30 protein-coding genes are annotated in these 26633 nt (G+C 40.8%); 5 read left to right on the top strand and 25 right to left on the bottom strand.

Going from position 1 to position 26633, the window contains the following annotated elements:
* Nucleotides 1-10 precede the first annotated feature (10 nt).
* The 14 genes from MKX41_RS07020 to MKX41_RS06955 form a co-directional block, all read right to left on the bottom strand.
* Nucleotides 11-856, bottom strand: coding sequence for a hypothetical protein (locus MKX41_RS07020; RefSeq protein WP_076285824.1), 846 nt, complete (start codon nt 854-856; stop codon nt 11-13).
* Entirely contained in the window at nt 853-1539 is a 687-nt protein-coding gene (locus tag MKX41_RS07015) for an ABC transporter ATP-binding protein (RefSeq protein WP_339803592.1), read from the bottom strand. Before MKX41_RS07015 ends, MKX41_RS07020 begins: the two co-directional genes overlap by 4 nt.
* Nucleotides 1536-1946: a GntR family transcriptional regulator gene (locus MKX41_RS07010; protein WP_042187923.1), complete on the bottom strand. Its 411-nt coding sequence runs from the start codon at nt 1944-1946 to the stop codon at nt 1536-1538. Before MKX41_RS07010 ends, MKX41_RS07015 begins: the two co-directional genes overlap by 4 nt.
* A gap of 282 nt (nt 1947-2228) precedes the next feature.
* On the bottom strand, nt 2229-2780 hold the full coding sequence (pgsA, locus tag MKX41_RS07005; RefSeq protein WP_339803589.1) for a CDP-diacylglycerol--glycerol-3-phosphate 3-phosphatidyltransferase: 552 nt from the start codon (nt 2778-2780) through the stop codon (nt 2229-2231).
* Complete coding sequence (locus tag MKX41_RS07000) at nt 2777-3427, bottom strand: uridine kinase family protein (RefSeq protein WP_340969264.1); 651 nt, start codon at nt 3425-3427, stop codon at nt 2777-2779. The genes pgsA and MKX41_RS07000 overlap by 4 nt, the downstream gene beginning before the upstream one ends.
* A gap of 40 nt (nt 3428-3467) precedes the next feature.
* On the bottom strand, nt 3468-3704 hold the full coding sequence (locus MKX41_RS06995; RefSeq protein WP_076285828.1) for a DUF3977 family protein: 237 nt from the start codon (nt 3702-3704) through the stop codon (nt 3468-3470).
* 154 nt (nt 3705-3858) lie between these two features.
* Nucleotides 3859-4515 (bottom strand): CatB-related O-acetyltransferase, encoded by a 657-nt coding sequence (locus MKX41_RS06990; protein ID WP_340969261.1) that lies wholly within the window; start codon nt 4513-4515, stop codon nt 3859-3861.
* A 174-nt stretch (nt 4516-4689) separates the two neighbouring features.
* The gene (locus tag MKX41_RS06985; protein WP_340969259.1) at nt 4690-5157 is read right to left on the bottom strand and encodes a DUF2691 family protein; all 468 of its coding nucleotides are present in this window, start codon (nt 5155-5157) and stop codon (nt 4690-4692) included.
* Nucleotides 5158-5273: 116 nt separating this feature from the next.
* On the bottom strand, nt 5274-6770 hold the full coding sequence (locus MKX41_RS06980; RefSeq protein WP_340969258.1) for a malate:quinone oxidoreductase: 1497 nt from the start codon (nt 6768-6770) through the stop codon (nt 5274-5276).
* Nucleotides 6771-7016: 246 nt separating this feature from the next.
* A complete protein-coding gene (locus MKX41_RS06975; RefSeq protein WP_339271060.1) occupies nt 7017-7277 on the bottom strand; it encodes a hypothetical protein in 261 nt (86 codons plus the stop codon).
* Between the two features lie 207 nt (nt 7278-7484).
* Nucleotides 7485-8486: a Gfo/Idh/MocA family protein gene (locus tag MKX41_RS06970; RefSeq protein ID WP_340969256.1), complete on the bottom strand. Its 1002-nt coding sequence runs from the start codon at nt 8484-8486 to the stop codon at nt 7485-7487.
* A 30-nt stretch (nt 8487-8516) separates the two neighbouring features.
* Nucleotides 8517-9605: a Gfo/Idh/MocA family protein gene (locus tag MKX41_RS06965; protein WP_340969255.1), complete on the bottom strand. Its 1089-nt coding sequence runs from the start codon at nt 9603-9605 to the stop codon at nt 8517-8519.
* A 30-nt stretch (nt 9606-9635) separates the two neighbouring features.
* Nucleotides 9636-10397 carry a sugar phosphate isomerase/epimerase family protein gene (locus MKX41_RS06960; protein WP_340969253.1) on the bottom strand — a complete coding sequence of 254 codons (762 nt, stop codon included), beginning with the start codon at nt 10395-10397 and terminating at the stop codon, nt 9636-9638.
* A 24-nt stretch (nt 10398-10421) separates the two neighbouring features.
* A complete protein-coding gene (locus tag MKX41_RS06955) occupies nt 10422-11585 on the bottom strand; it encodes a Gfo/Idh/MocA family protein (RefSeq protein ID WP_339271052.1) in 1164 nt (387 codons plus the stop codon).
* A 155-nt stretch (nt 11586-11740) separates the two neighbouring features.
* On the opposite strand from MKX41_RS06955, the gene MKX41_RS06950 reads away from it, so the two are divergent.
* The 3 genes from MKX41_RS06950 to MKX41_RS06940 all read left to right on the top strand — a co-directional run bounded on the left by MKX41_RS06950 (nt 11741) and on the right by MKX41_RS06940 (nt 15172).
* Entirely contained in the window at nt 11741-12577 is an 837-nt protein-coding gene (locus MKX41_RS06950) for a helix-turn-helix domain-containing protein (protein WP_339247883.1), read from the top strand.
* A gap of 225 nt (nt 12578-12802) precedes the next feature.
* Nucleotides 12803-13693 (top strand): LysR family transcriptional regulator, encoded by an 891-nt coding sequence (locus tag MKX41_RS06945; RefSeq protein ID WP_340969252.1) that lies wholly within the window; start codon nt 12803-12805, stop codon nt 13691-13693.
* A gap of 318 nt (nt 13694-14011) precedes the next feature.
* A complete protein-coding gene (locus MKX41_RS06940; RefSeq protein ID WP_076286350.1) occupies nt 14012-15172 on the top strand; it encodes an asparaginase in 1161 nt (386 codons plus the stop codon).
* A 66-nt stretch (nt 15173-15238) separates the two neighbouring features.
* Here the strand turns inward: MKX41_RS06940 and MKX41_RS06935 are convergent, their stop codons facing one another.
* The 4 genes from MKX41_RS06935 to MKX41_RS06920 all read right to left on the bottom strand — a co-directional run bounded on the left by MKX41_RS06935 (nt 15239) and on the right by MKX41_RS06920 (nt 19166).
* Complete coding sequence (locus MKX41_RS06935; protein WP_042187892.1) at nt 15239-15931, bottom strand: ABC transporter ATP-binding protein; 693 nt, start codon at nt 15929-15931, stop codon at nt 15239-15241.
* Nucleotides 15928-17046 (bottom strand): ABC transporter permease, encoded by a 1119-nt coding sequence (locus MKX41_RS06930; RefSeq protein WP_076286351.1) that lies wholly within the window; start codon nt 17044-17046, stop codon nt 15928-15930. The genes MKX41_RS06935 and MKX41_RS06930 overlap by 4 nt, the downstream gene beginning before the upstream one ends.
* A gap of 69 nt (nt 17047-17115) precedes the next feature.
* Nucleotides 17116-18492, bottom strand: a complete 1377-nt coding sequence (locus tag MKX41_RS06925; RefSeq protein ID WP_340969250.1) for a sensor histidine kinase — start codon at nt 18490-18492, stop codon at nt 17116-17118.
* Nucleotides 18489-19166 (bottom strand): response regulator transcription factor, encoded by a 678-nt coding sequence (locus MKX41_RS06920; protein ID WP_042187886.1) that lies wholly within the window; start codon nt 19164-19166, stop codon nt 18489-18491. Before MKX41_RS06920 ends, MKX41_RS06925 begins: the two co-directional genes overlap by 4 nt.
* Nucleotides 19167-19310: 144 nt before the next feature.
* On the opposite strand from MKX41_RS06920, the gene MKX41_RS06915 reads away from it, so the two are divergent.
* Entirely contained in the window at nt 19311-19784 is a 474-nt protein-coding gene (locus tag MKX41_RS06915; protein ID WP_042187885.1) for a ferritin family protein, read from the top strand.
* Nucleotides 19785-19806: 22 nt separating this feature from the next.
* Here the strand turns inward: MKX41_RS06915 and MKX41_RS06910 are convergent, their stop codons facing one another.
* From MKX41_RS06910 to MKX41_RS06890, 5 genes are all read right to left on the bottom strand, one after another.
* Nucleotides 19807-20619: an SDR family oxidoreductase gene (locus MKX41_RS06910; RefSeq protein ID WP_340969249.1), complete on the bottom strand. Its 813-nt coding sequence runs from the start codon at nt 20617-20619 to the stop codon at nt 19807-19809.
* A gap of 52 nt (nt 20620-20671) precedes the next feature.
* Nucleotides 20672-21118: a MarR family winged helix-turn-helix transcriptional regulator gene (locus MKX41_RS06905; protein WP_340969248.1), complete on the bottom strand. Its 447-nt coding sequence runs from the start codon at nt 21116-21118 to the stop codon at nt 20672-20674.
* Between the two features lie 146 nt (nt 21119-21264).
* Nucleotides 21265-22458: a metallophosphoesterase gene (locus tag MKX41_RS06900; RefSeq protein WP_340969246.1), complete on the bottom strand. Its 1194-nt coding sequence runs from the start codon at nt 22456-22458 to the stop codon at nt 21265-21267.
* Nucleotides 22459-22647: 189 nt separating this feature from the next.
* Nucleotides 22648-23058, bottom strand: coding sequence for a bacteriohemerythrin (locus MKX41_RS06895; RefSeq protein ID WP_081382799.1), 411 nt, complete (start codon nt 23056-23058; stop codon nt 22648-22650).
* A 139-nt stretch (nt 23059-23197) separates the two neighbouring features.
* Complete coding sequence (locus tag MKX41_RS06890) at nt 23198-24067, bottom strand: cation diffusion facilitator family transporter (protein ID WP_042187882.1); 870 nt, start codon at nt 24065-24067, stop codon at nt 23198-23200.
* 306 nt (nt 24068-24373) lie between these two features.
* Here MKX41_RS06890 and MKX41_RS06885 point away from each other — a divergent pair, with 306 nt between their 5' ends.
* The gene (locus tag MKX41_RS06885; protein WP_340969244.1) at nt 24374-25732 is read left to right on the top strand and encodes an outer membrane protein assembly factor BamB family protein; all 1359 of its coding nucleotides are present in this window, start codon (nt 24374-24376) and stop codon (nt 25730-25732) included.
* 43 nt (nt 25733-25775) lie between these two features.
* On the opposite strand, the gene MKX41_RS06880 is transcribed toward MKX41_RS06885, so the two are convergent.
* Together MKX41_RS06880 and MKX41_RS06875 are read right to left on the bottom strand one after the other, a co-directional pair.
* Nucleotides 25776-26279, bottom strand: coding sequence for a ferritin (locus tag MKX41_RS06880; protein WP_042127399.1), 504 nt, complete (start codon nt 26277-26279; stop codon nt 25776-25778).
* A gap of 96 nt (nt 26280-26375) precedes the next feature.
* Nucleotides 26376-26585 (bottom strand): hypothetical protein, encoded by a 210-nt coding sequence (locus MKX41_RS06875; RefSeq protein ID WP_231573442.1) that lies wholly within the window; start codon nt 26583-26585, stop codon nt 26376-26378.
* Nucleotides 26586-26633 lie beyond the last annotated feature (48 nt).

Below are 26633 nucleotides of genomic sequence, written 5' to 3'. Positions count from 1 at the left end.
ACCCCTTCAATTATACCGATATTTTCTTACGCAATAGATACAAGCTGTACCAAAGCGAACCTCCAACAATGATCACTATTAATCCGAGACAAGCGCCTATGATTTCACCTGGATAGAAGTAGCTATCGTAACTGCTATAACCCATAAGAAATGGTATTGAGGCTAGTCCAGCCAGAACCGCTAAATATAGTACGATAAAGCCAATCCCTTTCAGTCTGTAGCTCCGCTCGATTAGAATCACTGTGAACAAGACGATCAAGCCAATAATGCCCAGTCCATAGTATAGTACAAACTCAGAAAAGTAGGGCGGAACCAGAACTTTAAGCACAGTAGGATACTTCAAAAAATCAAATACCGAGATGTTCCGATATAATTCAGCAGGAAGAATCGACTGTGCTATCAAACGCTCCAGTGGAACAAGGATAATTTGCAGGGCGACAAGTCCAAATGCGAATAGCAAGATCGTAACCAGCTTGGCAAAATACAAATTCGCCCGATTGGATGGCAACGTGAGCAGGCGATATACTACCGTATTTTTACCTCTCCAGTCACGGTACCAGATGAAGCAGCTATATATTAGCAACACTGTGATGCTCAAAAATATGGGTCCGAAATATAGAAGTCCATTATAGCGAGCATACATCATACTGTTTAGCTGAATATATCCAGTCACATTGTGATATTGCTCAAGGGTCCATTGATTCACTCTCATTGCCTCATTCGCAGAATCCAGCCAATGATTAGCACCGAGGGTGACTGCTACAAGTTGCAAGGCGACTGTCAGCACCAGGAGTCCAAAATATATTTTGGCAAATCGGTTCATTTCAAAATTCAATAGCTTCACAAAAGCTCTCATTTCATGTACACCTCTCTCATTACGTCCGTAATGGACTTACCTTCCTGCTCGCGAACTTCTTCACAGTAGAATTCACGTTCTACCTTCCCATGCTGTAGCAAGACCACTTTATCAATTAAATGCTCAATATCGTTAATTTCATGAGTTGTAATAATCACACCACGATCCTCGATCAATTCACTCGTGAACACATCAGTAATTTGCTCGCGGCTGAACATATCAATCCCCGAGAACGGTTCGTCCATTAGGATGTAATCACAATCCAAGGCAAGTCCGAGCAACAAATTTAACTTTGCAGCCATCCCCTTCGACAATGAAGACACGCGATCTTTCGAGCTCAACTGGAAGAACTTAAGCAATTCCTCTGCACGTTCAGCGTTCCAATTCCGATAAAAGTCAGCCATAAAGCTGAAGCAATCAGCTATTCGCATATTGGAGGGCATCGTTAACGAATCTGGAATAAAAGTCATTTTCTCATACATCGCAGGTGTTAGTGATGCATTATCGATTAAGACTTCACCTTTGTATGGTGTCAGTCCCATGATGGACTTCAGCACCGTTGACTTTCCGGCACCATTGATTCCGATCAGGCAGGTGATCTCTCCCTTGGCAGCAGTGAAGCTAACGCCATTTAGTACCTTCTTGAATCCGTAATTCTTCACCATCTGATTCACTTGGATCATCTTGTGTCACCACCCTCTGGAGATCGCTCCGATGTATATTTTGTCTTTATGATGTCTACCAGTTCTTCAACTGGAATTTGAATATTCCGAATGGAACCGATGAATATATCCACTGCACTTTCGATTAATTCAGCACGAATCGAGCTTAGTATTTGCTGATCCTGTGTAATTCGACTTGGGGAATTTCCTTCTGTTACGATCAAACCCTGTTCCTCCATTTCCTTATATGCCTTCTGTGCCGTGTTCGCATTAATCTTCATTACTGATGCCAGCTCACGCCGTGAAGGAATCTTGTCTCCTGCTCCGATTTGCCCTGTAGCAATCTGTTCTTTAAAGTAACGGACAACTTGAATATATACCGGTTCTCGAATATTAAAGCTGACACCTGATTTTTGTTCTTCTGTCATACAACCAACTCCATATACTAAGTGTGTGTACTAAGTGGTTCATACATCTTATTTATGTACTATACGTGTAATACACTTTTGTGTCAATAGTTCAGATTTGAGCTTAGACTTGGCATACACATGCAAGGGTTATGGGTTTATTTGCAGTAAATCTCATAAATATATTGACGTTATTAAAGTAAAAAACACAAGGATATACATAAAATAAAGGCGAATTCTTACTCGAAATGGAGTGAGAATTCGCCTTTATCTATTTGTTATTCAGCAACCTTTTTATCGAGCTCATGCTTCTAATTTTAAAAAACGATAGTTATTTCTTATGTAGTTAAATCCTGAATAGATAGTTATGACTAGTGAAATATAGATTAGGATTTGATCGATAGGTATTTTCGTAAAAAGGGTGAATGGATGGTTTGTAAACATAACTGCAGTAATTGCTACAACTTGCGATACCATTTTAATTTTTCCGTATCGATCAGCTTGCAACACTATTTTCTGAGTGACAGCAACAAGTCTAATCCCTGTAATGATCACTTCCCTCGCTACAATAACTAAAGCAACCCATGCGTATAACATCTGCTGACTTACCAGTAGAATCAACGCAGCAGAAATGAGCAACTTATCCGCTAATGGATCAAGTAACTTTCCAAGGTTCGTAACTTGATTATACTTCCTAGCAATATATCCATCTAGTTTATCTGTTGCTGAAGCGAGTAAAAAAACAATAGCTGCATAATAAATCCCCTCTGGCCAATCAGGATATTTTGAGAAAAGCACTATAAAGATGGGGATTAATAATATTCTGGCGATTGTTACTTTATTTGCAAGATTCATAATTCCCTCCTGAATTCATTTTCAAGAATATAACCTTCATTGGAATTTTTTATAATGATATCAAAGTTTCGATGAAAAGGATGCATAAATAACTCATATTGAATTCTACGGTCTTCATGAGATTTTCTTAAATATTTGATGTCTGTTCCTCTTTCAGAGACATCACGTATACTCCTTCTCATCAATTCAGTGTCTCCATCCGTATATAAGTACACCTTCAGATCAAACAAATTCGGGTCTGCAAAAGCAACGCTCATGCCCTCTACAATATTCACTCTGTTTTGTGAAGCTATCATTGCACTCTTTAAATAATTGGTGTCTATTGTATAAAAATCTAAACCATCTCGCATCATTCGGATGTCTCTCTCTAGAGCAGATATATTATGAGCAGAAGGATGACAAGCTGTCATTTTATTACGATGACGTTCATTGTTATAATCATAATCGATTACAGTGTACTTTCTAAGATGAGAGCCGATAATATAGGGATCAGTATTCATATAATTCACTTTCTCATGACCCAGAAGCTTTAAAAGATTATGGGCAAATGTTGTCTTTCCAGATGCACCATGTCCCGAAATCCCAATAGTAACTCTTTTTTCATTACTGCTTATCAAATTGGCTATTTCATTTAATATTTTATCCATAGTTTCCTCCATCTTGTCGTTATATGTATGCCCCTCCATTCTAGAGACTTGTTATACCAAAAATAATCTTAAACGCGTTATAACTTTTCTTACTTTTTTTAAAACCTTGCTTTAAGTCTAGGATTACTACAGTTTTACCAATCCAAATCCTGATATATAGAGAATGGAACCTTACCGGTTTCACAATTCCTTTTTCTTCAAATTCACTTCCATCCTCTAACTCCGTTTCGGTTCTAATAAACCATGTATTGCCTAGACCAAATTCAATATATTTCATATATCTAGCACACTTTCCTCCCAAGAGATTAGATGAGCCCATTCATATTATCATACTAATTAGGATTAATCTGGTAAACAACAATTATGTTAAACTACCTTAACTGATAAAAGAACAGGCTACCGAATATTTGCGGCAGCCTGTTGTGATTATGTTATGAAATTATTTCCCTTAGATAAAACTCATATAATTGATCAATCGATGAACTTGAAAAGATAGGCGTAGCTTGTTCAATTTTCTCACGTTTCCAATCAAACCAACGCATTTCCTTTAACTTTTCGATTTCACGATCTGTAAATCTTTTTCTAATCTCTTTAGCAGGATTGCCACCTACTATTGTATATGGTGGAACGTCTTTTACAACAACCGAGCCTGCCGCAACAATAGCACCTTCACCTATTTTCACACCTGGCATAATCATTGCATTCATCCCAATCCAAGCATCACTTTCTATGATCGTATCCCCTTTGGGTTCGTAAGAGGTTTCAATCTGGTCCGCAAAAGGATACACGGTAATCCATTCCGGATGATGATTGTGATTACCACCCATTAAAATAATTACACCACTTGCAATACAAACATAATTTCCTATAATCAATTTATCTAAATGCCACCCAAAATCTTCGATCGGGTTAAATAACTTTCTTGACGTTTCGTCTCCCCAAAGATATCTGACGCACCCGTCTTCAAAATGATGATTATCGTAATACCCAGAGTAGTACGAGTAATCCCCTACCTCAATCATTGGGTTGGTGACAATATCCTTCAAATACTTCGTTTCTGACCAGTGGTTAAACAACTGTTGTTTCATTCTTTTCCCTCGCTTCTAAGTAATTTATAGCATTTATACTTAGAAGCTTGATACAGTAGCGACATTCTTAAACCGTTTCAAACGACGAACCATCGTCCTCATCCTTTTCCTAATTGATGGGGTCATTGTAACAAATGAATGATTTGTTCGTCAAATCAACCTTACGGTTTCCTTCTACCATACTGATAATCTTGTTCTGAAGTCATTCTCATTCGTAATGTACTGAACATCTTCATATCCATTTGAAATTGCGTTATGACACAGTGCTTCAAGCATCCCCTGGTCTTTGCAATAAACTGTAGCATATTCACTGTCGACGACTAAAAGTACAAGCTGGCAATCACTATTTAAGAACTCCTCATAGGTCTGAACATCAATTACATCCTTCTCTCGTAGAAAAGCCTTGAAGTTCGCAAAGATGATATAGTATTCGTTATTCTCCAAAAGTTCTTTCAGAACGCTGCCGTCCATTCCATAAATTTCTTCATGGAACATGACCTCTCCTAATGTATCGTTTTGAATAAAATAAGACTCCTCGCCACCTATATACCAATTGAATGTTTCGGTATTAAATGGCTTTAAAAGATCTCCAAGTACTTTCCCGTAATCATTTGGAATCTTAAAAGTGATTCCTCGTTTCATATATACCCCACTTTTCTGTTCAATTTCCCTAAACAAAAAACCTATGAATGAAATCCATAGGCTTTCTTGAAGAAAATCTCTGTCAATTATCATACTTTCGAGCGATTGATCATTGCTTAACTATGCACTCGCTCTTTTCCACCTAGACCCAATGTAGTTGCCGTTAATGTGTGCACTTCATGCAAAAGCTCTGGATTTTCCAGTAGTGACAGGCCATAAGAAGGAATCATTTCTTTAATTTTCGGTTCCCACTCTTTTATATGCTGAGGGAAACATTTATTAAGTACTTCAAGCATCACATGAACAGCCGTAGAAGCACCTGGGGAAGCCCCAAGCAATGCTGCAATCGAACCATCTGCGGCGCTAATTACCTCTGTACCGAATTGAAGGATTCCTTTGCCATCCTCTGTATCTTTGATTACCTGTACGCGTTGGCCTGCTACAACTAGATCCCAATCCTCTATTTTGGCATTCGGGATAAACTCTCGTAATTCCTCCATGCGTTTTTCTTTCGATAACAACACTTGCTCGATCAGGTATTTGGTCAAAGACATGTTCTTTGCACCTGCCGACAGCATCGTTAGGAGATTATCCGGTTTTACGGAAGTGATCAAATCAAACATTGAACCGGTTTTTAAAAATTTTGGTGAGAAGCCAGCAAACGGTCCAAATAACAACGATTTTTTGTTGTTAATAAATCTAGTATCCAGATGCGGAACAGACATTGGAGGCGCTCCAACCTTAGCTTTACCGTATACTTTTGCATGATGCTGGGCTATAACTTCTGGTTTATTACACACCATAAATATTCCACTTACCGGGAATCCTCCAATATGTTTCCCTTCAGGAATACCGGATTTTTGCAGGATATGCAAGCTTCCTCCCCCGCCACCAACAAAGACAAATTTTGCAGTATGGTGTTCAATAGTACCGCTGTCGTTCTTCACTCTCAAGTCCCACGACCCATCGCCAGTACGTTTGATTCCATCTACACTATGTTTATAATGGAGATCTACATTCTTACTCTTTAAGTGATCAAATAACATACGCGTTAAAGCGCCAAAGTTAACATCTGTGCCTGAGTCGATTTTTGTTGCTGCTATAGGTTCATTCGATGGACGATTTTGTATAATAAGCGGTATCCATTCCATTAATTTGCTAGAGTCATCGGAAAATTCCATTCCTTGGAACAAAGGATTTTTTGACAGCGCTTCAAATCTTCTCTTCAAAAAAGCTACATTCTTCTCCCCTAGTACCAAACTCATATGGGGCAAGGGCATGATAAAATCCTGAGGATTATGTATCAACTTACGATTTACCAAATAAGACCAAAATTGCATTGAAAGTTGAAACTGTTCATTAATTTGGATGGCTTTACTTATATCTACAGTTCCGTCGGATTTTTCGACAGTGTAGTTAAGCTCACAGAGCGCCGCATGTCCAGTTCCTGCATTATTCCATTCATTAGAGCTTTCCTCACCTGCATTTTCGAGCTTTTCAAACACTTTAATCTTCCAATCCGGCACTAATTCTTTTAAAAGTGTTCCTAAAGTCGCACTCATGATTCCAGCACCAATTAAAATGACGTCTGTTTCAGTTGCACTTTTGCCCATTATTACCATCCTTATCCCCTGAATTTTGCAGAAAGGATGTGGGCGCTCCTTCTTAGGCGTCACACCTTTTCTGTCTCAATTATACCCTTATCCGAGTGTATTACAATTATTTATAAATTTAATATCTACTATTATATGAAAAAAATAAATTATTTAAAAGCTTGCAAAAAAGAGAGAAATAAGTCCTCCAGGTTAAGGAGCTTATGCTACAGCCATAAACCCGCTTCTTGCAAGGATTAATAACAGTTAAGCATTATAAATAAAATAAATGAACATACTGCCCGCAGCAGCAAGATCAACAATTGCCCATAAGAAGCTTTTTCGAATTAGCATGAGTAAAGCAGCAATTACACCAACAAAACAAGCAATAAGCATAATAAAAAAGGTGGTGAATAATCCACCAGAAAGAAACATCAGTACGTATAATATGACAAAGATAAAAACAATGGTCTGCACAATGGAAATTAGCTTGGTGTTCGTTCTAATGTTCTGTAGTATTTTCTCCATATTGTATGCACCCTCCAGATATCTTGCTGTTAATAACCTATACTTACTTTAGATTATTCCACTAAGGAGAATTAATCAAATCCATCTTCCTCTGCAAGTCGTAGTCTTCTTAGTGTTTAACCAAATGCGGGAAGTCCCTAAACACGAAAAAGCTGCCTCATTCGTAGATAAATCTACATATGGAACAGCCTTCGCTATATTTATGACTTATTTGTTCCTCTGCGATGAGCTATAAATACGCTTCACCAGTTCCAGCGCCTTTATCCCCTCAGGACCATCCAGCCAAAACTTTGATCCACTGAAAATATGGTCATAGAAGTCCTCAATTAGTCTCTTATGCCCAGTCCCCCAATACGATTTGCCTTCCGCAGGACTGAACATAGGCTCACAAACCAAGGTTTCCTTCCCATCTTTCCAAAGATATAAGTGCTCTCGACGGAGGTTAAGCGTCCCCTCTTCAAAAACTAGCTCCAACTCCACCGGAGAGTTCTCAAGATAGGTATTCGTGCCATAAAACAGCCCGCGAACACTATTGGCAAAGTCGATACAAGCATGGGCAGTATCTTCTACTTCAATGACGCCATCAAGCACATCCGTGGTAATACTGCCTTTCACGGATTTAATCTCACCCCCATACCACTGTAGTAAATCCAAGGTATGAATGGTCTGATTAATTAGAACACCTCCGCCTTCCGTGGACCACCTTCCTCTCCAATTGCTATCTTTGTAGTAACTTTCGTTTCGATGCCAGGTTACGACACCTTTCATACAAAGCAGTTTCCCTAAACCACCAGAATCTATAGTCTTCTTAATATAAACGGAAGCATCATTATAACGATTCTGGAACACCACACCAAGCTGGCCGGAGCTCACTTGCGCTGCTTTCAGCATGCGCATGGCTGAAGAAAGGTCCACGGCGATTGGCTTTTCAGTTAACACGTGCTTCCCCGCACGTAATAGCTCTTCAGCCATTTCTGCATGAAGATGATGAGGTGTACAGAGATGAACAACATCAATACGATTATCATTTAATATTTCTCTATAATCATCAGTGGCATCGCAGGCATATTCTATTCCCGCTCGTGTAGCTTTATCAGCATCAATATCTACAACAATAAGTAGATTTACATCTTTTATTGCTGATATTGCTTTAGCATGGAGAGGAAATATCGCCCCGCAGCCAATAATCGCTACTCCAAGTTTGTTCATCTTTACCACCTCCATTCATTATTCCATTCGCTATTTTAGTTGATTAGGAGTTAGATTCGTCGCTTGGGCTTGAGCCTTCAAACATAGTTCAGCAGCTTTGAAGACATGTGCTTGAGTCATGGACAGCTCCGTCCGGTTCAAACAATCGAGGATAAGTTCACCAAAGAACGGAAATCCAACCTTTCCAGCTACATGTTCGTAATGCTCCCCTTCCCCGTTCACCCAGTACACATGATCCGGTGTATTTGAACGCCCGATATCGCTGTATTTGCGCAGTTCAATGTACCCTTCAGTTCCCATGATCATTGTACGTCCATCTCCCCAGGTTCCGAGTCCGTCTGGCGTAAACCAATCTACACGGAAGTATTGGGTTGCCCCATTGTCCCCAACAAGCGTCGCATCACCGAAGTCCTCTAATTCAGGGTAAGACGAATGATTATAATTAGCTACCTTACTGTGAACAACTGAAGCATCCTGACAATCTGTATAATACAAAAATTGTTCAATTTGGTGGCTGCCAATATCGCATAGAATTCCGCCATATTTCTCCCGCTCAAAAAACCATTCTGGACGGCTAGATGCATTTAAACGATGCGGCCCTAATCCAATGACTTGAAGAACACGACCAATAGCCCCCTGACGGATCAACTGTCCCGCATAGATTGCGCTTTCAACATGAAGACGCTCACTATAGTAAACCATATACTTCTGATTGGTTGCTGCGACCATAGCTCTAGCATGATCCAGTTGTTCAAGTGTTGTAAAAGGGGTTTTATCTGTAAAATAATCCTTCCCGTGAGCCATAACCTTATTTCCTAAGGGGCCTCGTTCTGAAGGAATAGCTGCCGCTGCAACTAAGCGAACCTCTGGATCTTCCAATATTTCATCCATAGACTCAGCAGCCCTAACTCCAGGATATTTGGCTATGAATGCTCTAACTTTCTCTTCATCCGGATCATATACCCATTTCAGCTCTGCACCAGCCTCAACCAGCCCATTACACATCCCGTAAATATGACCGTGATCGAGTGCAATAGCTGCGATGATGAATTCACCTGGCTTCACTACAGGTTTAGCTTCATATGTGGGTGCATAGGTCATCCCATCTATTCTATTCATCAGAATCCTCCTAATGGTTTCTTATCGATTCTATAATAAGCTAATGAGATAGCGCAGACTCATCTCTAAGCTCTCAAAAGGATCACGTCTACAAACATCCTGCTCCACTACGTACCATTCAACACCCGTCTCACGACAAGTAGTAATGATCTCCGCATAGTTCATGTTTCCTTCGCCTATTTCAGCAAAAACCTGTTTTCTATCAACTATCGCCATATCCTTTAAATGCACAACCTGCATTCTACCTTCAACTTTACGTATCCATTCTTCCGGACTCGCGCCACCTGCCTGCACCCAATATAAATCAAGTATGAAACCAACTGATGGATCAGTCTCATTGAGCAGTACTTCCATTCCAGTAGTACCTTCAAAGCGTTCAAATTCAAAATCATGATTATGATAAACAAATTGCAGACCGTGTTGTTCTTTTAATGTTATTGCAATTTCAGATATCAATTTCGCAAAGTTCCGGTAGCTTTCAAGTCCCGTACGAAATTCTTCTGGTAAACTTCCAAGTCCAATATATTTGCAATTCCACAGCTTATGCTCTGCGGCAAGCGCATCCAGATCATTCACTAACCGATCCCAGGACACATGGGTCGCACATATAGCCAGCCCCGCTTCATCCGCATATTCTTTAACGAGCATCGGATTAATCGGTCCAATGGATGAAATCTGAATGCTCTCATAACCCATTGCCGATACCTTTTGAAAAGTTGATCTTAAATCCTCCGCAGTTTGAGTATAATCACGTAACGTGTACATTTGAGCCGCTATCGTCGAACGTTTCATAGGATTTAACCTCTCTCTTTCGATTTAATGAGTTCCTTTAACATTCAATGTTTTAGTTTCTGAGGTTTCCTTTTGGAAAGTCGAGTTTTTTACTTTTTCCATCAGCTTATCGTAGAATAAATCCGAATCCATCGGAAGCTCCACCCAATTGTCCGTCCAAGCCGATAAATACATGGCATTTGAAAGGGTTAGCCCCTTAATCCCTTCCTCCCCGGGAGCAAGTAATGCCTCATCATGTAAAATGGCATTCGTAAAGTTCCGTAGAATTCCTTTATGCTGCTCCCCTCCGCCATCTTGTACAGGTATCTCACATTTCCAACATTCCGGACTACCGAAACCTCCCGTAAACTCTGCGTTGAACTGCGGCTCCGGTGTACGCAAACGCCAAAAGGTTAGCTTCCCGTCTTCCACTACGATTTTTCCATTATCGCCATTGATTTCAAAACGATTAGTTCCCGGTGCCTCTCCAGTTGTAGTAATAAACAGACCTGTAGCGCCATTCTCGTATTCCACATAAGCGGTTACATCATCTTCAACCTCAATGTTGCGATATTTTCCAAAGTGGCAAAATGCTCTTATCCGCTTCGGCATCATGCCTGTCGTCCATTGCCATAAATCTAGCTGATGAGGATCTTGATTAAGCAATACCCCGCCACCTTCACCCGCCCATGTCGCCCGCCAGCCACCAGAATTATAGTAGTTCTGCGATCTATACCAGTCGGTAATAATCCAATTCGTCCGGCGGATCTCACCTAACTCACCAGACTGAATAAGATCTCTCAGCTTCTGATACAAAGGATTTGTACGCTGATTGTACATGATTCCAAATTTGCGGTCAGACTGTGCTGCAGCATCATTCATCTGTTGAACAGCTTTCGTATAAACACCTGCCGGCTTCTCCACTAGTACATGATAACCATGCTGAAAAGCTTCGATTGCAAGTGTAGGGTGATCATAATGCGGAGTACAGATTAATACCGCATCCATGATACGTGACTCGAATAATTCCTTCGGCGTAGAATATTTCCTAACATTCTCAGGTAACTGCTCTTCAGCCCATTTCAAACGCTCTTCTCTTATATCACATACGGCTGTAAGCTCAGCCCCCTTAATCTCACTCAGCAGACTTTGCGCATGTGCGGTTCCCATATTTCCAATACCAATAATCCCATAACGAACTGTACCCATCTCTGATCACTTCCTTATTAATGGTTATGGTTAGAGGATATACTTTATTTAAGGACATGAACATGATCGAAATTAAGAACTATTTGTATTTGAGTAAGATGTTTTAGTTAAATGAAACCGTTATAATGAGGATACAAAAGATTTAAAGGAGTTAAATGATGAACAATTCAGGGAACTTATCAGGACGTCTCCTGCAGAATCTCAAGGTTACTGTGACCCATGCCCAACTTAGTAATAGATATCCCGGATGGAACCGCACGCTGGAAACCCCCGCTTTTAATCGGCTTTATTTTATTGATGGGGGTGAGGGGAAAGTAATTATAAACGGGATTACCTACTACCCGAAGCCAGGTCAGATAATGATCATGCCTGCGGGGAGCACACAAACTACCGAAACTTCTATCGATGATCCATATATCCGTTATTACTGCCACTTTGATGCTGACATTGGAGAATGGCCCTTATTCCATGCGGAGAAAAAATTATACATCTGTGATTCGCCTAATCCAGATTCAATAAGGGCAATTTTCGTAGAGATGATCGAACAATTTCAAAAGGACGATGTCTTATCTATCCTTCGCACACAGGCTTGTTTGCTTAATCTCATTGCCACTTGTCTTGAATCGAGCGACAGTAGTCATACAGACTTTATGACGCAATTCATACACACCGGAGACCATGGTAAGCTGGCTCATGTGCTCCATTACATCGATAATTGTCTAAATAAGCCCATAGAGATTGATGAACTAGCAGAGCTTGTCCACCTGCACCCGAACTATTTTATACCTTATTTCAAAAGATTCATGGGGGTGACTCCAATGGCCTATGTTCAATTGAAACGTATGGAGCACGCTAAAAGACAGCTTTCTTACACAGATTACAGCATTTCAGATATTGCGGAACAAGTCGGCATGGAATTGGCTCATTTCTCTAAATATTTCAAAAAGACGATGGGTCTATCCCCATCCACTTATCGAAATAGTACGAAGTAATTCACATAGAGATGTTCCTCTGAATGAGATGAACTATAAAAAAAACAGCATGAAACAACATTTTTTTAAGGTGGCGGATGATCATAAATATTAGGACAGCTTCATTTAGCGACACACAAGAAATTGCAAGACTATCCACACGTATTGGATTTTCGCAGAAGAAAGCTCAGTTCGTGCTTGATAAGGAACTTTAAATACATTCGGGACTTTTAGAGAGGGAATTCTATGATTGTGGATACATTACGGGTTTTCGTTACAGTTGCTGAGCAAAGTCATTTCTCTAAAGCAGGAGAATTACTGAATCTATCTCAACCCGGTGTCAGTCTACATATCCGGAATCTTGAGAATGAACTAGGCGCAAAGCTTCTACACCGATCTCCGAAACAAGTAAAATTAACCGAAGCAGGTACAATACTTTATAATCACGCCAAACAAATATTAGCCCACTTCGAAGAAGCTCATCAGGAAATACAAATGCTACAGGATGAGGTTACTGGCAGTATACATATTGGTGCGAGCTTTACGATTGGAGAGTATATATTACCCTCAAGACTTGCGGAATTTGCAAATCAATACCCACAAGTCAAGCTTCAGGTGACGATCGGTAATACTGAAGAAATTATTGGTGGGGTAAGAGCCAATGAATTGGATATTGGGTTTATCGAAGGAGAAGCCCATGAGAATGATCTGATCGTTACACCTTACATGAAGGACGAGATGATTATCGTTTCCCCGGCCAACCACCCTTTGTCAAAAATAGTCTCTGTGGAGCAAGGGATGCTACAAAATCAGGTTTGGGTTCTGCGAGAGCTTGGCTCTGGAACGCGTGCTTTCAGTGATCATTTCATTCAAGAAGAAGAGATTTCTGTCAAAAGATCCTATGTCTTCAACAGTAGTCAAGGAGTTAAGGAAGCTGTTGCCTCCGGTTTGGGAATCGCGATGCTCTCCAGATGGATTGTGCGCAAAGAATTAGCAAGTGGTGAAATCTGTGAGCTTCCCATCAGACAACATCATCTTGAAAGACAATTCTCCATCATTCGCCATAAAGAAAGCTCCTCCTCCATGGCTACCCATGTCTTTATTCAAAAACTACTTGTCTCTAGAAAAGATAAGTAGTCAGGTATTTCTAATAACTATGCCGGACAATCTCATAAAGATTGTCCGGCATTATGTTATTTATTCATCTCTATTATTATGTAATAAAATATAACATTAATATTATATTTCACTTTAAAAATAATATAATAAAATTCATAGCATACACAAGAAATCAATAGATATCCTTTATTAATAGTGTATTTAAGCGTTTTATTAATATGTTAGTAAACTTGTCATTATAATATATTCATAGATATAATCCAATCATGAATCACGTTTATGTAATATAAAATAACATGAATGTGAGAATACATAATCAAATGGGAGGTTACATCTATGAATGGATTACAATCAATGCTCGCCAAAACTACTGTTGCCGCAGGACTCTCTTTCACTCTACTCTTCTCTGCTACAACAATGCTTCCCGTTTCTACCACTTACGCCGCTGAGGTTACCCAAACGATTGAAGGAACGGTTAAGCTTCCAAAGGTCCAAGTCATAGCAACCGGTGGAACTATTGCCGGTAAATCTGTGGATGAGACCAGCTTCCAGAACTATAAAGCCGGGACTTTGTTAATGGAAGATATGGTTAAAGCACTGCCTAACCTTAAAAAGTTCGCCGATGTAACTAGCTATCAATTTGGGAATGCAGGCTCTGGCTCGTATACCATGCAACAACTATACGATCTCTCCTTAAAAGTAGATAAAGCACTAGAAACCCAAGATGGCATCGTTGTTACTACAGGTACGGATACGATGGAGGAAATTGCATATTTCCTTGATCTTACAGTGCGTAGCTCCAAACCTGTCGTAGTAACTGGCTCTATGCGTCCATGGACAGTTATCGGAAGTGACGCTCAGGCCAATCTATTTAACGCTATTAAACTAGCAGCTAGCGGAAAGACGAAATATTACGGTACTGTGCTCATGCTAAATGACGAGATTCATACGGCTAGAGAGGTTACCAAGACGAATGCCTATCGTACAGACACTTTTGAATCTCCACAACTAGGAATCCTCGGATATATCGATGAGAATAATATAAGAATTTATCGAGCGAATTCCAGAGCACTATTGACCGCTGACAAATGGGCAACGCCATTCGATCTAACGAAGATTAAGAGCAGTGATATGCCTAAGGTAGAAATTGCTTATGCTTATCAAGATGCCGGTTCTGGGGCAATTACAGGTTTTGTTCAAGATGGAGCAAAAGGTATTGTAACTTCAGGCACAGGGGCTGGCGGCGTATCTAAAGCTATGGGAGAAGCTCGTACGAAAGCTATTAAGGAAAACGGAGTTATCTTCGTGTCTACCACGCGTACGGGTTCCGGTTCCAACTATGCTTCAAGTGATGGCATAATTGCCGGAGATAATCTGAACGCAGCTCATGCCCGAATTCTATTAGAGCTGGCACTGTCATTCAGCAGTGATTTCAACACGATTAAAGGCTGGTTTGACACATATGGCTCAGGCCAAGTCACCATAGCTGACAAATAAGAACAAACTATTGTTCACACACCAAAAAAACGATTCATGCCATAAATAGCATGAATCGTTTTTTTACTAAATTTTGCTTAACTCATGTTCAACCAAATGACCATCTTCCAGATGTAGCACTCGATCACACCATTCGAGCATCCGTTCATCATGAGTGACCATTACAGCAGCTTTACCCTCATTCTTTACTTCGTCAGCAATCATTTGCACAACTTCTCTGCCTCGTTTGAAATCTAAGCTTGCTGTTGGTTCATCTGCAAACAAGATTGCAGGTTTATTCATCCAAGCTCTTGCGATAGCTACACGTTGCTTCTCCCCGCCTGATAGTTGCTCAGGATAATGGTTTCGACGTTTCCAGATATCCAGACGCTTCATCAAATCAGCTGCCCGTTCCTTAGCTTCTTTAGAACTCATCTTTCCCTGTTTAGCTACAAAGAGAAGCTGCTCTTCTACCTTCAAGTAAGGCAATAGCTGTGCGCTTTGGAACATAAAGCCTATCTTCTCTAATCGCAGCTCAGTCAGCTCACTTTTACTTTTATCTGTAAGAGATTCTCCGTCTATGAATATTTCACCACTGGTTGGCGTAAGAAGCGCACCCGCTGCTGATAGGAATGTACTCTTCCCTGTTCCAGAAGGTCCAAGGACAGCAACGAATTCCCCTTCATTGACTATAAGATTCAAATTATTCAGAACAGATACCGTTGTATCGCCGTCTCCGTAGGTCTTGGTTACTTGCTTCATCAATAATTTCGCACTCATGCTCCAGCCCTCCCAATTGCTTCTAATGCATCTACTTTTGCCACTTTAGCGACAGAAATAAGTGATCCTAAAAGAGACATCCCCACGAACAAGCCGCTGGTTAAAAGAATCGTAGAAGGTTCCAGTTGGAACGGCATAGTGTCTGGTAGTACCTGATTCATTCCAAAGGTTAGCAGCAAGCTAATACTTAGACTTGCAATAGCCAATATCATGACCTGCCCTACAACGCTCCAAGCCAAGTAAGACATTTTTGTACCCATGGCTTTCAGAATGCCAAACTGGCTTGTTTTCTGAATTGTAATGACATAGAAGAATACAGCCAGAACAAAACCAGCGATTACGAACAGGAAGGCAATCATCATAAGCAGTGAACCTTGTTCTGATGAATAACCCGGAATATTAGAGATCGCTTCTTTTTGCGTAATAACTTCCACATTTTTCGTACTAGCAGAGATCTTATCCACTTGCCCTGCGTTTGCATTAAGCGCAATTACATTAAAAGGCGCTCCGGATGTAGCCTCACTACCTTGATTAACGCCTTGTCTCATTTCCTGCCAATCTTTATTGTTAATATAGACTACTGGGGTATGGCTGTATGAGCTATTCTCAACATATCCTGTAACTTTAAATTCCTTCCCAGTTGCCTGATCTTGGATCGTGCTACCAATCTTAATGCCCGACTGTTCCAAGTCACGATCAACGATGACACTTCCCTGCGTATCATTCGTAATCTTGTCACCTTCAATCACTTTTGGAGCCAGTAAACCGTTCATATCAACTGCGAAAAAAGTTACGTCTGCTTTAGTATCCACATCGTTCGTAGTCACTGTACTCATCTGTAGAGCGAGTGAAGAGGCATTATTATCTCCTACTACTGCTCGAACACTATTAAGCTCCGTATCCGTTAACTGAGAACGTCTAAACGTCTGATCCGCATCCTTCTGCACCACGTAATAGTTTGCCGGCATATTCTCTATTGCTGAGATATTAGCATACGCTAATCCTCTGGCCAGTCCCGTTACGAAAAGTACAAGAAAGGAAACCAATAACATGATTACCATTATTAACAGGTATCTGGCTTTAGAATGTCGCATTTCTCTTAAGGCTAGAAACATATTACCACTCCTTCTAATCTGTATAGTCACAGTTTAGAAGATGAAAATGAACGGAGTATGAATAACGAGTTACAAAAGCGGAAGAGTTACAGTAAAGGTCGTGCCTTTGCCAACTGTACTGGATACATCTATAGTTCCGTTATGTGTCTCTACAATTTTTTGCGTAATCGCCAGCCCAAGACCGCTACTATGCGTTTCTCGTGTACGTGCCCGGTCGACTTTATAAAAACGGTCAAAGATGAGTGGTAATTCCTCAGCAGGAATACCATCCCCAGTATCCGAAAAGGTTACTACACAGTTCCCTTCGTCAAGCTTTGCGGAAATCATAATAGATCCCTCAGAGGGTGTATATTTGATAGCATTAGTAATGAGGTTCATCCACACCTGATACAATAGATTGGAATCGCCATGTACGCTAATGTCCGCAAGACTTAAACGAACCGCTAATTGCTTCTCTGTTAATCTCCACTCCATGATTTGTACAACCTGCCGAAGCTGTGCACGCAAATCTATAGGTTTCTTCTGCAAGGAATTCGGATCATAATCGAGGGAAGATAACGTTAGCAGCTGTTTACTAAGCATCGATAGACGATGGCTTTCTTGATCAATAATATTGAGGTACTCTATCCGTTCATCCTCTGGTAATGTAGGATCTTTAAGGGTTTGGGCAAATCCTTGAATAGAAGTTAATGGCGATTCGATTTCATGAGACACATTCGCAACAAACTCTTGACGCGCACGATTGGTCCGTTCCAGCTCACGACTCATAATCATAAAGTGTGAGGCTAACTGGCCAATCTCATCCCGGCGCCAAGTATTTAATTTAATATCATATCTACCTTTTGAAATCCGTTTAGTTGCCGTTGTCAAACGTGTAATGGGTCTGACCACATGCAGTACGCTGATCATGACGAATCCTAGACTGAATAACACGGTAAAACCGATGATGACAGCAAAAAACACGCGCAGTTCACCGAACTGAACCTCTGCATCCGGCCGCATGAATAACGCAAAAGTCTCATTATTGACTTCAATAGGTACGCCTATCGTATTGCGTAATTGATTGTCAAAAAAACCTGTAATAAATGCGCTGTCAGGAAACTCAGCAACACCGTGATACACTTGTCCATTCAGGACCTTCTCTAATTGTTGCGGATCTAAGTCCTCTTTCCGAAATGGCTTGCCGTAAAATCGGGATTGGCCCTCTACATTGGTTAAATAGATCTTATATCCCAGTACAGCTACACTTCGCAGGTAATCCTCCATAGATTCCGGGTGAGATTCTGCAAACTGCTGGATATCAATGGCCATCCCCGTAAGCTTCGCATCGTTCTGCGATTTAATCTGAGCTTGATAATAAATATTAGATACCAAGAAGCCGAGAAGGCTGCTCACCACAATGGCCGAGCAAAAGAGAATGCACATTCTCACATACAAAGACTTCACGAGCTCACCATCTCCAATTTATATCCAATTCCCCGTACCGTCCGAATCACAAAGTCATTCTGATAATCCAAAAATCGTTGACGCAATCGCTTGATATGTACATCCACCGTACGTTCATCACCTTCATAATCCATTCCCCATACTAGTTCAATCAGCTCACTGCGTGAATACAGTCTTCCTGGATATTGTGCCAGTTGCGCGAGCAGTTCAAATTCCTTTACCGGTAACAGTAGTACTTCATCACCATCAGTGATCTCATAATTTTTACGATCAATAACTAGTGAATTTAAACGAATCCGATCATCCGAAGCGATGGAATAACGCCGAAATAAAGCTTTGATCCGAAACAACAATTCTTCCGGCTCAAAAGGTTTCGTTACATAATCATCTGTCCCCCGCAGATAGCCTTGTTCTTTATCACTTAGCTGTTGCCGGGCTGTTAACAAAATGATCGGTATATCATACGTTTCTCTTATATGCTGGCATAGCTCCAACCCATCCACATGCGGCATCATCACATCCACAACGGCTAAGTCCGCAATGCTTTCTTTCAGTTTATGTATCGCGTCCCGGCCATCGCTGGCCTCCATTACTTGATAACCTTCTCTGGTCAATACATGCTTTAATAATGTACGAATATTACTATCATCATCTGCTACTAAAATCTTTTTCATCGTTTACACTCCCTGAATAACGGATGAACCCATAGTATCAACTTTAAAGGGTTAGAACAACTAAAGAACCGAAAGAGACCATTTTGGGCATTCGTACATATACTACTCTAATAATAACGAACGAATCAGGAGGTAGTAAGAACTATGTATTGGACACCTTTATCTCAGAATAGATCTGATTTCAAACCTATCTGGGCAACCTCTCTTCCTCAAGCATTAAATTTAATCAAAGAAGCTGTGCAAGGTGAACGAAATGATGAGCTTTTCTATGATGAACTTATCAAACTGGCCCCAAATTCCGAGCAAGCCTCCATCATCACCTCAATACGAGATGACGAAAGGGGTCACAACTCCATGTTCCGCGGGATGTTCAAAGAAATTACGGGTCAAGATATCACTGGAATTAGTAGTGAGCAATATCAACGGATCAGTTCCTATGAAGAAGGTTTAGAAAAAGCACTCCAAGGTGAACTGGCTGCAGTCGAAAAGTATCGCAAAATATGGTTTGGTCTGCCTGTTGGAGTATACCGCGATACTGTTTATGGGATTATATTAGATGAATTAAAACATGCCAGTAAATATAATTATTTACTTACTTTAGATCGAACCACTATATAGTTGAATTAGTTAGAGTCATTATTTAAACCTGAAGGAAAGTGATTATACTTTCCTTCAAAGAGGTAACAGGCCGTCCCATTAGTCTCTCCATATCTTCTGAAGTAGAAGCTGTATCTATCTTCCCGAGGAATGAATAAATCCAGTGCTGAATGCTTGAATCCTGCCGATGAACGATTCTTTTTCCTGTCAGCTCGGATAATACCTCCGCAAGTTCGCTGAAGTCCCAAGAGCGCGGTGCGGTTAATTCATAAATTTGATTAAGATGACCTGAAGTTGTAAGCACGACCGCCGTAGCTAAAGCGAGATCCTTTCGTGTCACCGAATTAAATAACCAGTTTCCCGGATAGGTGATTAACTCACCGCTTTGGATCGCCTCTTTCAGACCTAGTACATCCACGAAATCCATATACAAAGCGTTGCGTAGAAACGTATAGTCAATATCTGATTTAAGAATCATCTGCTCTGTAAGTAAGTGAACATGATTAGCTGGAATTTGTCCTTTAGGTGAAAATGCGAAGCTTGTATACAGCAAATGCTTCACCCCTGCCTTTGATGCTGCATGAATAACCTCAGAATGTTGAGTTAATCTGACGTTATCATCGGGATGTGAACTAGAGATGAATAATAGCTCTGCTACACCTGTAAAAGCTTGAATTAGAGTATCAGGCTGATCATAATCGCCAAAGCGAATCTCAACCCCTTTTTCCAAAAGATTATTTGCTTTCTCCCGATCACGAACACATGCGATAATCTCACCTGCCGGCACAAACTGAAGAAGATTGTCTATAATCAAACTTCCTAATTGACCAGTAGCCCCAGTAACCATAATTGACATAACACCCCAGCCTTTCTGTTCCATGTTTTCGAGACCACAACATTATTTATATTTAGCCATTGCTAAGCTTTTCTAATAAAACGATGAGTTGCCGAAGCTCTCGTTCATCTAGACCCTGCATACGTTCAGCGACCGCTTGACGATTTCCGGGAAGATGCTCCAAAAGTAATCGTTGTCCTTCACCCGTAATTGTAATAACGCTTTTTCTACCATCCTGAGTATGGTTCGAGCGGGTAATCCAACCATCTTTCTCCAGGGGTATCAGCAATAGACTAATATTCGCTTTGGTAACCCCAATATTTTGAGCCAATGTAGAAGGTAAAATCGTTCCGCCCTGTTTAGATATTTCTACTAGGATACGAATTCTTGCGCCATTTAATCCTTTCGACTGCCAATATTTATCAGAGACAGAAACTAAGCTTGCAGTAGTGTTAACTAAAGTGAAAAATGCCTGAGTATGTAGGGGCTGATTCAATACCAACGGTTGTAAATGATCCATCTTAGATTTTTCAACTCCAATTTAGTTAAGTGCTTAACTATTTTAAACCATACTACAAGCTCTACTAATTGTCAAAAAAAGAAGCTGCCTCAGCTCGCAGAAAAATTCTACGGATTCGGGCAGCCTCATATCATTAAAAATTTCTTTTAGATTAACACCGTCTTTGTAGACACGGCTTCTTCACTGTATTGTTTAGTCCCGTCTAACACCACTTCAAGCTTAATAATCTCCGAACGGCTGGCTAAACGGATTGGAGGTCCCCAGGTCCCATAACCAGAGGAAACAACGACATGCAATTTATCCTTGCGGAGGTAGCCCCAGTCCAATTCGAACAACCGCTTGGTGATCCAGTGATTAGGAGCAATCTGTCCACGGTGAGTATGACCTGAGAGTAGAATATCTACGCCTTCTTGGGCAGCGACATCAAATCCGGTAGGCTGATGATCCATCATGATCACAGGACGCGTCAGATCGAGGCCATTCAATAAGGCGTTTACGCTCAATCTACCACCGGCTTCCATCGTCTCGGCAGTCTTATCTTTTCGACCTACAATATACGTTCCCGCCACTTCTTCAACCTCATCCTGTAGGACTTTAATGCCTATGCTACCCATTAAATCGGTATATTCATTAATCGAACCACCGTAATATTCGTGATTGCCCAGTACCGCGTAGACCCCATGGCGTGCTTTTAGCTGCTTTAGCTGTTCACTCATACCATTGCGAATAAAAGGCTCAATACTATCGTCAAGTACATCCCCAGCCAGCAAAATCACATCAGGCTTCATGGCGTTCATTTGAGCAACCATTTTTTTGAGATGCCGATTGCCGACGATATTTCCTAGATGCAGATCGGATGCAACCGCGATGGTAAGTGGCGTACTAGTTCCGATGGATTTATCAATGGGAATAGGATGGGTACGAACTACTGTACTCCAAGCGTTGATCGAACCCCAGACTAGAAAAACAACCAGTAATATTAGCAATGTACCACCCGCTTCTGAGACGTAGTGCGTTCGATCGACACCCATCCAGCCCAGCAGCACATATAACAGATCAGCTAATGGCAACATGATAATAGCGAATTCCATGCAAGCTAGATAATACGACCCAATCACCTTAAAGAATCTGGCTAACGGCTTCACTATTGTAGGCCAAGGTATCATTCCAACGACATACGCAAAGGCAACAAGCAGGAATAATGTCCAGAACAGAACAGAGGAAGCACCTGAGAACCATTCATGGACAAGCAGCCAACCGTGATACCCAATGTAAAAATTAACAAGGCCCAGAATAAGCAGCATAGCAAACCCTGAAGCTAACATTCGTAATGTTCTCATCGTTCCACTCCCCTTTACCATACTAACTCTATACGTCTTATCTCAAATCATAACACAAACCGTTAACCCAGTATAAATTACGATGCTGTCTTCGGAAAATGGATCAAATAACGTACTACAATTCTTTATCACATTCCCCGTCAAAAAAAAAAGAAAATGCCCGTCGGCATCTTCGTTGGAGGTCTTCAATTATACTGCTCTATCACGCGTGGCCATACATTCGCCAATTAGCTTATCGCATTTATTAATGTGATTCAGAAGCCAATCGGTTAACGTACGGTTAAGCTTAATCGTCGAGAGAACGGAGACTCCCTTGGTTTTAATCGTTTCTTCTAATTCAAGAACGGCTTTTACAAAATTAGCGTGCGTCTTACGATGTTCCGCCAATTCAGGAAAATCGATCTCTTCCATCAATTGCTCTTCATTGCTAAAATGCTCGATGGTATATTCCTTCAAGAATTTGAGCGTTTCTTCGATCTTCTCTTTCCCCTGCTGCTTACTGCAAGCATCAAAAAATTCATTCAATTTCGCCAGCAACTGTCTGTGCTGACAGTCTATTTTCTCAACACCGATATCATAAGAATCCTTCCATTCAATCACGAAATCACCATTCCATTTCCTGAAATTAACATATCGATAAATACAACTAATTCTCCACCTTTCCGCACAAAAGATCTATTAACAACATCACAGGGAAAATCCCATATCCATCCAAGCAAAGTCACATTTATATCCTTTTCTACTTCATTACAGGTTCTATGTGGACAAGCACATTTGAAACTTGGTGCCGATCTTTCAATTGTTCTTCAATTTCTTCCGTAATATCATGGCTCTGCACCACACTAAGCTCGGAATCTACTAATACAGTTGTATCTACTAGTACGTTATTTCCGTGGATGCGAGCTTTAATATCTTTAATGGATTGCACACCGTCAATTTCAGCAACGGTTTCTTTCATGAGTTCAAGCTCTTCCGCATCAAAACCATCCGTTAAGTCATGTGTAGCTTTACTAAAGATATCCCATGCCGTCTTGCAGATAATTAGGCCGACAATAATCGCTGTAAGCGGATCAAGCCATGGAATTCCAAATCCAGAAGCCACAATTCCGACAAAAGCACCTATGCTAACTAAAGCATCTGATCGATTATCTAGTGCTACTGCTCGCATAGCGTTACTATTAATAGAGCGGGCCAGTCTAATGTTATACATATATACGCCCATCATTATCACAGCACAAAAAACTGCCGTCCAGGCTGCTATAAGATCTGGACTTTCCAGTTCGGGTTGAATAAATTTGTTCACGCCCTGGTACAGCACTTGAAGCCCTACAACGATCATAATAAATGAAGCAATTAAGGATGCCACGGTCTCTGCTCTGAAATGTCCGTAGCTATGATTGGAATCCGGCGGTCTCCTAGAGATCTTAAGACCGATTAGTATGGCGATAGAAGCGATAATATCAGTACTGTTGTTCAGGCCATCTGCAAGCAGCGCTTGAGATCCCGCGACCGTACCAATAAACAGTTTGATGGCGGACAGGAATATGTAGGCAACTATGCTTAGCCATGCTCCTTTTTCACCTTGTTTGATGTCGTTGTAATTTTCCAAAAAAAAGAACCCCCAAAGAATAGTATTGTTCTATACTACACTCCGAGATTCGGGTGGGTCTAGAGAAACAGTGTTGCTAAGAGGCGTAATAGTTCCCTCCGTCAAATAGAGTTGCTAGGTCATAACTGTTTTGCGGAGCGTAACATAGTTTGCCTTAGTTCAACTTTAAGTATTATATTTCTCGCTTAAACGCTTACCGTCCTTAAAAAAAGCCGTAGGCGTTTATGCTTTTCTACAGAAGTAGTAACTTTTTGCCATTTATAATGTCTAATTATAGTAATCACTATTTTTGAGGAGCGTGAAACGATGATTCAGTCTTTGCACAAGACAATGATTAAAGTTTTAGCTGTTACATGCATTGCATCCCCAATAGCTTACAACGGATCGTTATCCGACATTTCCGCGGAACAAGCAGTTATAAGTACAAGCAATCCCTATTACAATGAAGTCAAAGCACCTATTCTTGTACCTGTATGGTCATCACCGCTTGCCATCTTAAAAGAAGTTAGAATCACTGGGCAGAACGTTACAGCCCTTGCCGAGAATGGGAAAGTCTTTGCCTTGCAGCAGAATGAAAAACTAGTCGCATTGAATGCTACAACAGGTAAAAAAATGTGGGAATTCGGAAGTGCATTAGCCCCGTTGTTCACGTACAGTAATGGATTTATCTATGGTTTGACTAAGAGTGGCTCTCTGTATGCCGTTAATGAAGCAGGTAAAAAAGCGTGGTCAGCTTCATTATCACTACCTAAAGCCACCAGTATACAACGGTTAGGCTCCACCATTTATGTAACACAAGATAGTCAACTGGCCGCTGTCGATGCGGTCAGCGGGAAGATCAAATGGAAGGCTACGGAGGAGAGCAATAACTTTACAGGCTTATCGGAACTTATGGAAACGGATGGGGTTGTTATTCGAAGTTATCTCTCACAGGGAGCATTAACAACTGCCGCACTTGCTGCTTATGACAGTCTGACAGGAAAAAAACTATGGGACCATACCCGTCAATGGTGGCCACTAGCAGTAAAGGACGGCCTCCTCTACTCCATTACCAATACGTTAATGATGGATGATGACGCTGTGAATCGTAATGTTAAAGTTTCTGTATTCAACGTAAAAACGGGTGAACTTAAAGGAGAACGTTTATATAAATGGACAGATACCGAGAATAAAGATGGAGCATTCACATTTGGTGGTGTAAATGGGACCGCATTCTTGGATGGAAATGACTTCTATATTTTTCAGGGCAAAAAGCTTGTTAAATATGATTTTTGGAATTACTCAGCGGAAGGTAAGCCAGTTCAAACCTGGACTTCTATGGCAAAAGAGAAAGATTATCCTCTAAACCAAGTCCATCAGCAAAGAATGTTATATTCCAATTATGATACAGGTACGTTATCCGCACTCAAACTTGGAAATGGTCAGGCGGTAGTCCTCAATAATGGTGAGAATCCTGTAGTTCAGACGGATCTTTTTGGAAATGTGGTTTATAGCGGACAATCAGATGGCCTATTTCACGCTTATGACATGTTGACGTTGAAGCCTATTTTTACTGTGAAGACAGGATCTCGTAACTTTGCCCCTTCTCTTAAAACTGGAGGCATGCTGATCATCCGAACGGATAATAAGCTGCTGGCTATTAAACTGCCTTCATCAATTAAATAAAAAAAGCCTGATTTCTCAGGCTTCTGATCTTAAGTAACTTTACTTACTCAGCAGGAGCTGTAAAAGTACGTGCAGCAAATTCAGCATCCAGCATGTAGAAGGCGTTGCTATCTTTATCAATTCGTTTCAGTTTACTAATGATGTTGCTAAAGAGCGCTTCCTCTTCTACTTGCTCGTCAATAAACCATTTCAAGAAATAGATCGTTGCATGTTCACGCTCATCCAGCGCCAAGTCAGCTAAATGATAGAAGCGTTTCGTGTTTTGTTGCTCATGCGCGAATGCATGTTCAAAAGCATCCAGCATTGAAGAGTATTCGTTCTTTGGCTCTGGTAGAGCTTCAAGTGTCGCCCGATTATCGCGATCATTAAGGAACTTATAGATTTTCATGGCATGGAATCGTTCTTCTTCTGCTTGAATTAAGAAAAAGTTTGCGAATCCATCGAGACTTTCCCCGGAACAATAGGCTGCCATAGCTAGATAAACATGAGCGGAATAAAACTCGAAATTCATCTGTTCATTAAGTGCGTTTACTAATCCATCTTTCATTTGACCGTCACCTCATAATTCAATTTTAATATGTAAAGATTTAAGTTCATCTTATCACCGTGTATCTAAGTCAGCAAGGATTCATCCTTCTGACATCTAAATAAGTAACGAAGGGACGACTATTCTAATGACCAGATTTACACGCAACATCCTTAGACCTACATCCTCTGCTAGCTTTTTAATGGCTTCTGCTATGGTATCTATGCTTCTGTTAACTAGCTGCTCCAATAGCAGTAACAGCTCCCAAGCTGCCGCTACAAATCCGCCGACTGCCGAATCCACATCTTCACCTGTTACCAGTTCCACAGCAGCTCCCTCCTCAGAGAGTGATCCAATTGCTGTTCAGGTTTCCAG

It is taken from the genome of Paenibacillus sp. FSL R5-0475 (assembly GCF_038004585.1).
Taxonomy (GTDB): domain Bacteria; phylum Bacillota; class Bacilli; order Paenibacillales; family Paenibacillaceae; genus Paenibacillus_AQ.
The sequence above is the reverse complement of the archived record's forward strand: the minus strand, read 5'-3'. Positions and strand labels throughout refer to the sequence as shown.

Excerpts from the sequence above, each read along its gene's own strand:
- MKX41_RS07020 (WP_076285824.1), bottom strand. The coding sequence starts at position 856 with ATGAGAGCTTTTGTGAAGCTATTGAATTTTGAAATGAACCGATTTGCC.
- MKX41_RS07015 (WP_339803592.1), bottom strand. The coding sequence starts at position 1,539 with ATGATCCAAGTGAATCAGATGGTGAAGAATTACGGATTCAAGAAGGTA.
- MKX41_RS07010 (WP_042187923.1), bottom strand. The coding sequence starts at position 1,946 with ATGACAGAAGAACAAAAATCAGGTGTCAGCTTTAATATTCGAGAACCG.
- pgsA (WP_339803589.1), bottom strand. The coding sequence starts at position 2,780 with ATGAATCTTGCAAATAAAGTAACAATCGCCAGAATATTATTAATCCCC.
- MKX41_RS07000 (WP_340969264.1), bottom strand. The coding sequence starts at position 3,427 with ATGGATAAAATATTAAATGAAATAGCCAATTTGATAAGCAGTAATGAA.
- MKX41_RS06995 (WP_076285828.1), bottom strand. The coding sequence starts at position 3,704 with ATGAAATATATTGAATTTGGTCTAGGCAATACATGGTTTATTAGAACC.
- MKX41_RS06990 (WP_340969261.1), bottom strand. The coding sequence starts at position 4,515 with ATGAAACAACAGTTGTTTAACCACTGGTCAGAAACGAAGTATTTGAAG.
- MKX41_RS06985 (WP_340969259.1), bottom strand. The coding sequence starts at position 5,157 with ATGAAACGAGGAATCACTTTTAAGATTCCAAATGATTACGGGAAAGTA.
- MKX41_RS06980 (WP_340969258.1), bottom strand. The coding sequence starts at position 6,770 with ATGGGCAAAAGTGCAACTGAAACAGACGTCATTTTAATTGGTGCTGGA.
- MKX41_RS06975 (WP_339271060.1), bottom strand. The coding sequence starts at position 7,277 with ATGGAGAAAATACTACAGAACATTAGAACGAACACCAAGCTAATTTCC.
- MKX41_RS06970 (WP_340969256.1), bottom strand. The coding sequence starts at position 8,486 with ATGAACAAACTTGGAGTAGCGATTATTGGCTGCGGGGCGATATTTCCT.
- MKX41_RS06965 (WP_340969255.1), bottom strand. The coding sequence starts at position 9,605 with ATGAATAGAATAGATGGGATGACCTATGCACCCACATATGAAGCTAAA.
- MKX41_RS06960 (WP_340969253.1), bottom strand. The coding sequence starts at position 10,397 with ATGAAACGTTCGACGATAGCGGCTCAAATGTACACGTTACGTGATTAT.
- MKX41_RS06955 (WP_339271052.1), bottom strand. The coding sequence starts at position 11,585 with ATGGGTACAGTTCGTTATGGGATTATTGGTATTGGAAATATGGGAACC.
- MKX41_RS06950 (WP_339247883.1), top strand. The coding sequence starts at position 11,741 with ATGATGAACAATTCAGGGAACTTATCAGGACGTCTCCTGCAGAATCTC.
- MKX41_RS06945 (WP_340969252.1), top strand. The coding sequence starts at position 12,803 with ATGATTGTGGATACATTACGGGTTTTCGTTACAGTTGCTGAGCAAAGT.
- MKX41_RS06940 (WP_076286350.1), top strand. The coding sequence starts at position 14,012 with ATGAATGGATTACAATCAATGCTCGCCAAAACTACTGTTGCCGCAGGA.
- MKX41_RS06935 (WP_042187892.1), bottom strand. The coding sequence starts at position 15,931 with ATGAGTGCGAAATTATTGATGAAGCAAGTAACCAAGACCTACGGAGAC.
- MKX41_RS06930 (WP_076286351.1), bottom strand. The coding sequence starts at position 17,046 with ATGTTTCTAGCCTTAAGAGAAATGCGACATTCTAAAGCCAGATACCTG.
- MKX41_RS06920 (WP_042187886.1), bottom strand. The coding sequence starts at position 19,166 with ATGAAAAAGATTTTAGTAGCAGATGATGATAGTAATATTCGTACATTA.
- MKX41_RS06915 (WP_042187885.1), top strand. The coding sequence starts at position 19,311 with ATGTATTGGACACCTTTATCTCAGAATAGATCTGATTTCAAACCTATC.
- MKX41_RS06910 (WP_340969249.1), bottom strand. The coding sequence starts at position 20,619 with ATGTCAATTATGGTTACTGGGGCTACTGGTCAATTAGGAAGTTTGATT.
- MKX41_RS06905 (WP_340969248.1), bottom strand. The coding sequence starts at position 21,118 with ATGGATCATTTACAACCGTTGGTATTGAATCAGCCCCTACATACTCAG.
- MKX41_RS06900 (WP_340969246.1), bottom strand. The coding sequence starts at position 22,458 with ATGAGAACATTACGAATGTTAGCTTCAGGGTTTGCTATGCTGCTTATT.
- MKX41_RS06885 (WP_340969244.1), top strand. The coding sequence starts at position 24,374 with ATGATTCAGTCTTTGCACAAGACAATGATTAAAGTTTTAGCTGTTACA.
- MKX41_RS06880 (WP_042127399.1), bottom strand. The coding sequence starts at position 26,279 with ATGAAAGATGGATTAGTAAACGCACTTAATGAACAGATGAATTTCGAG.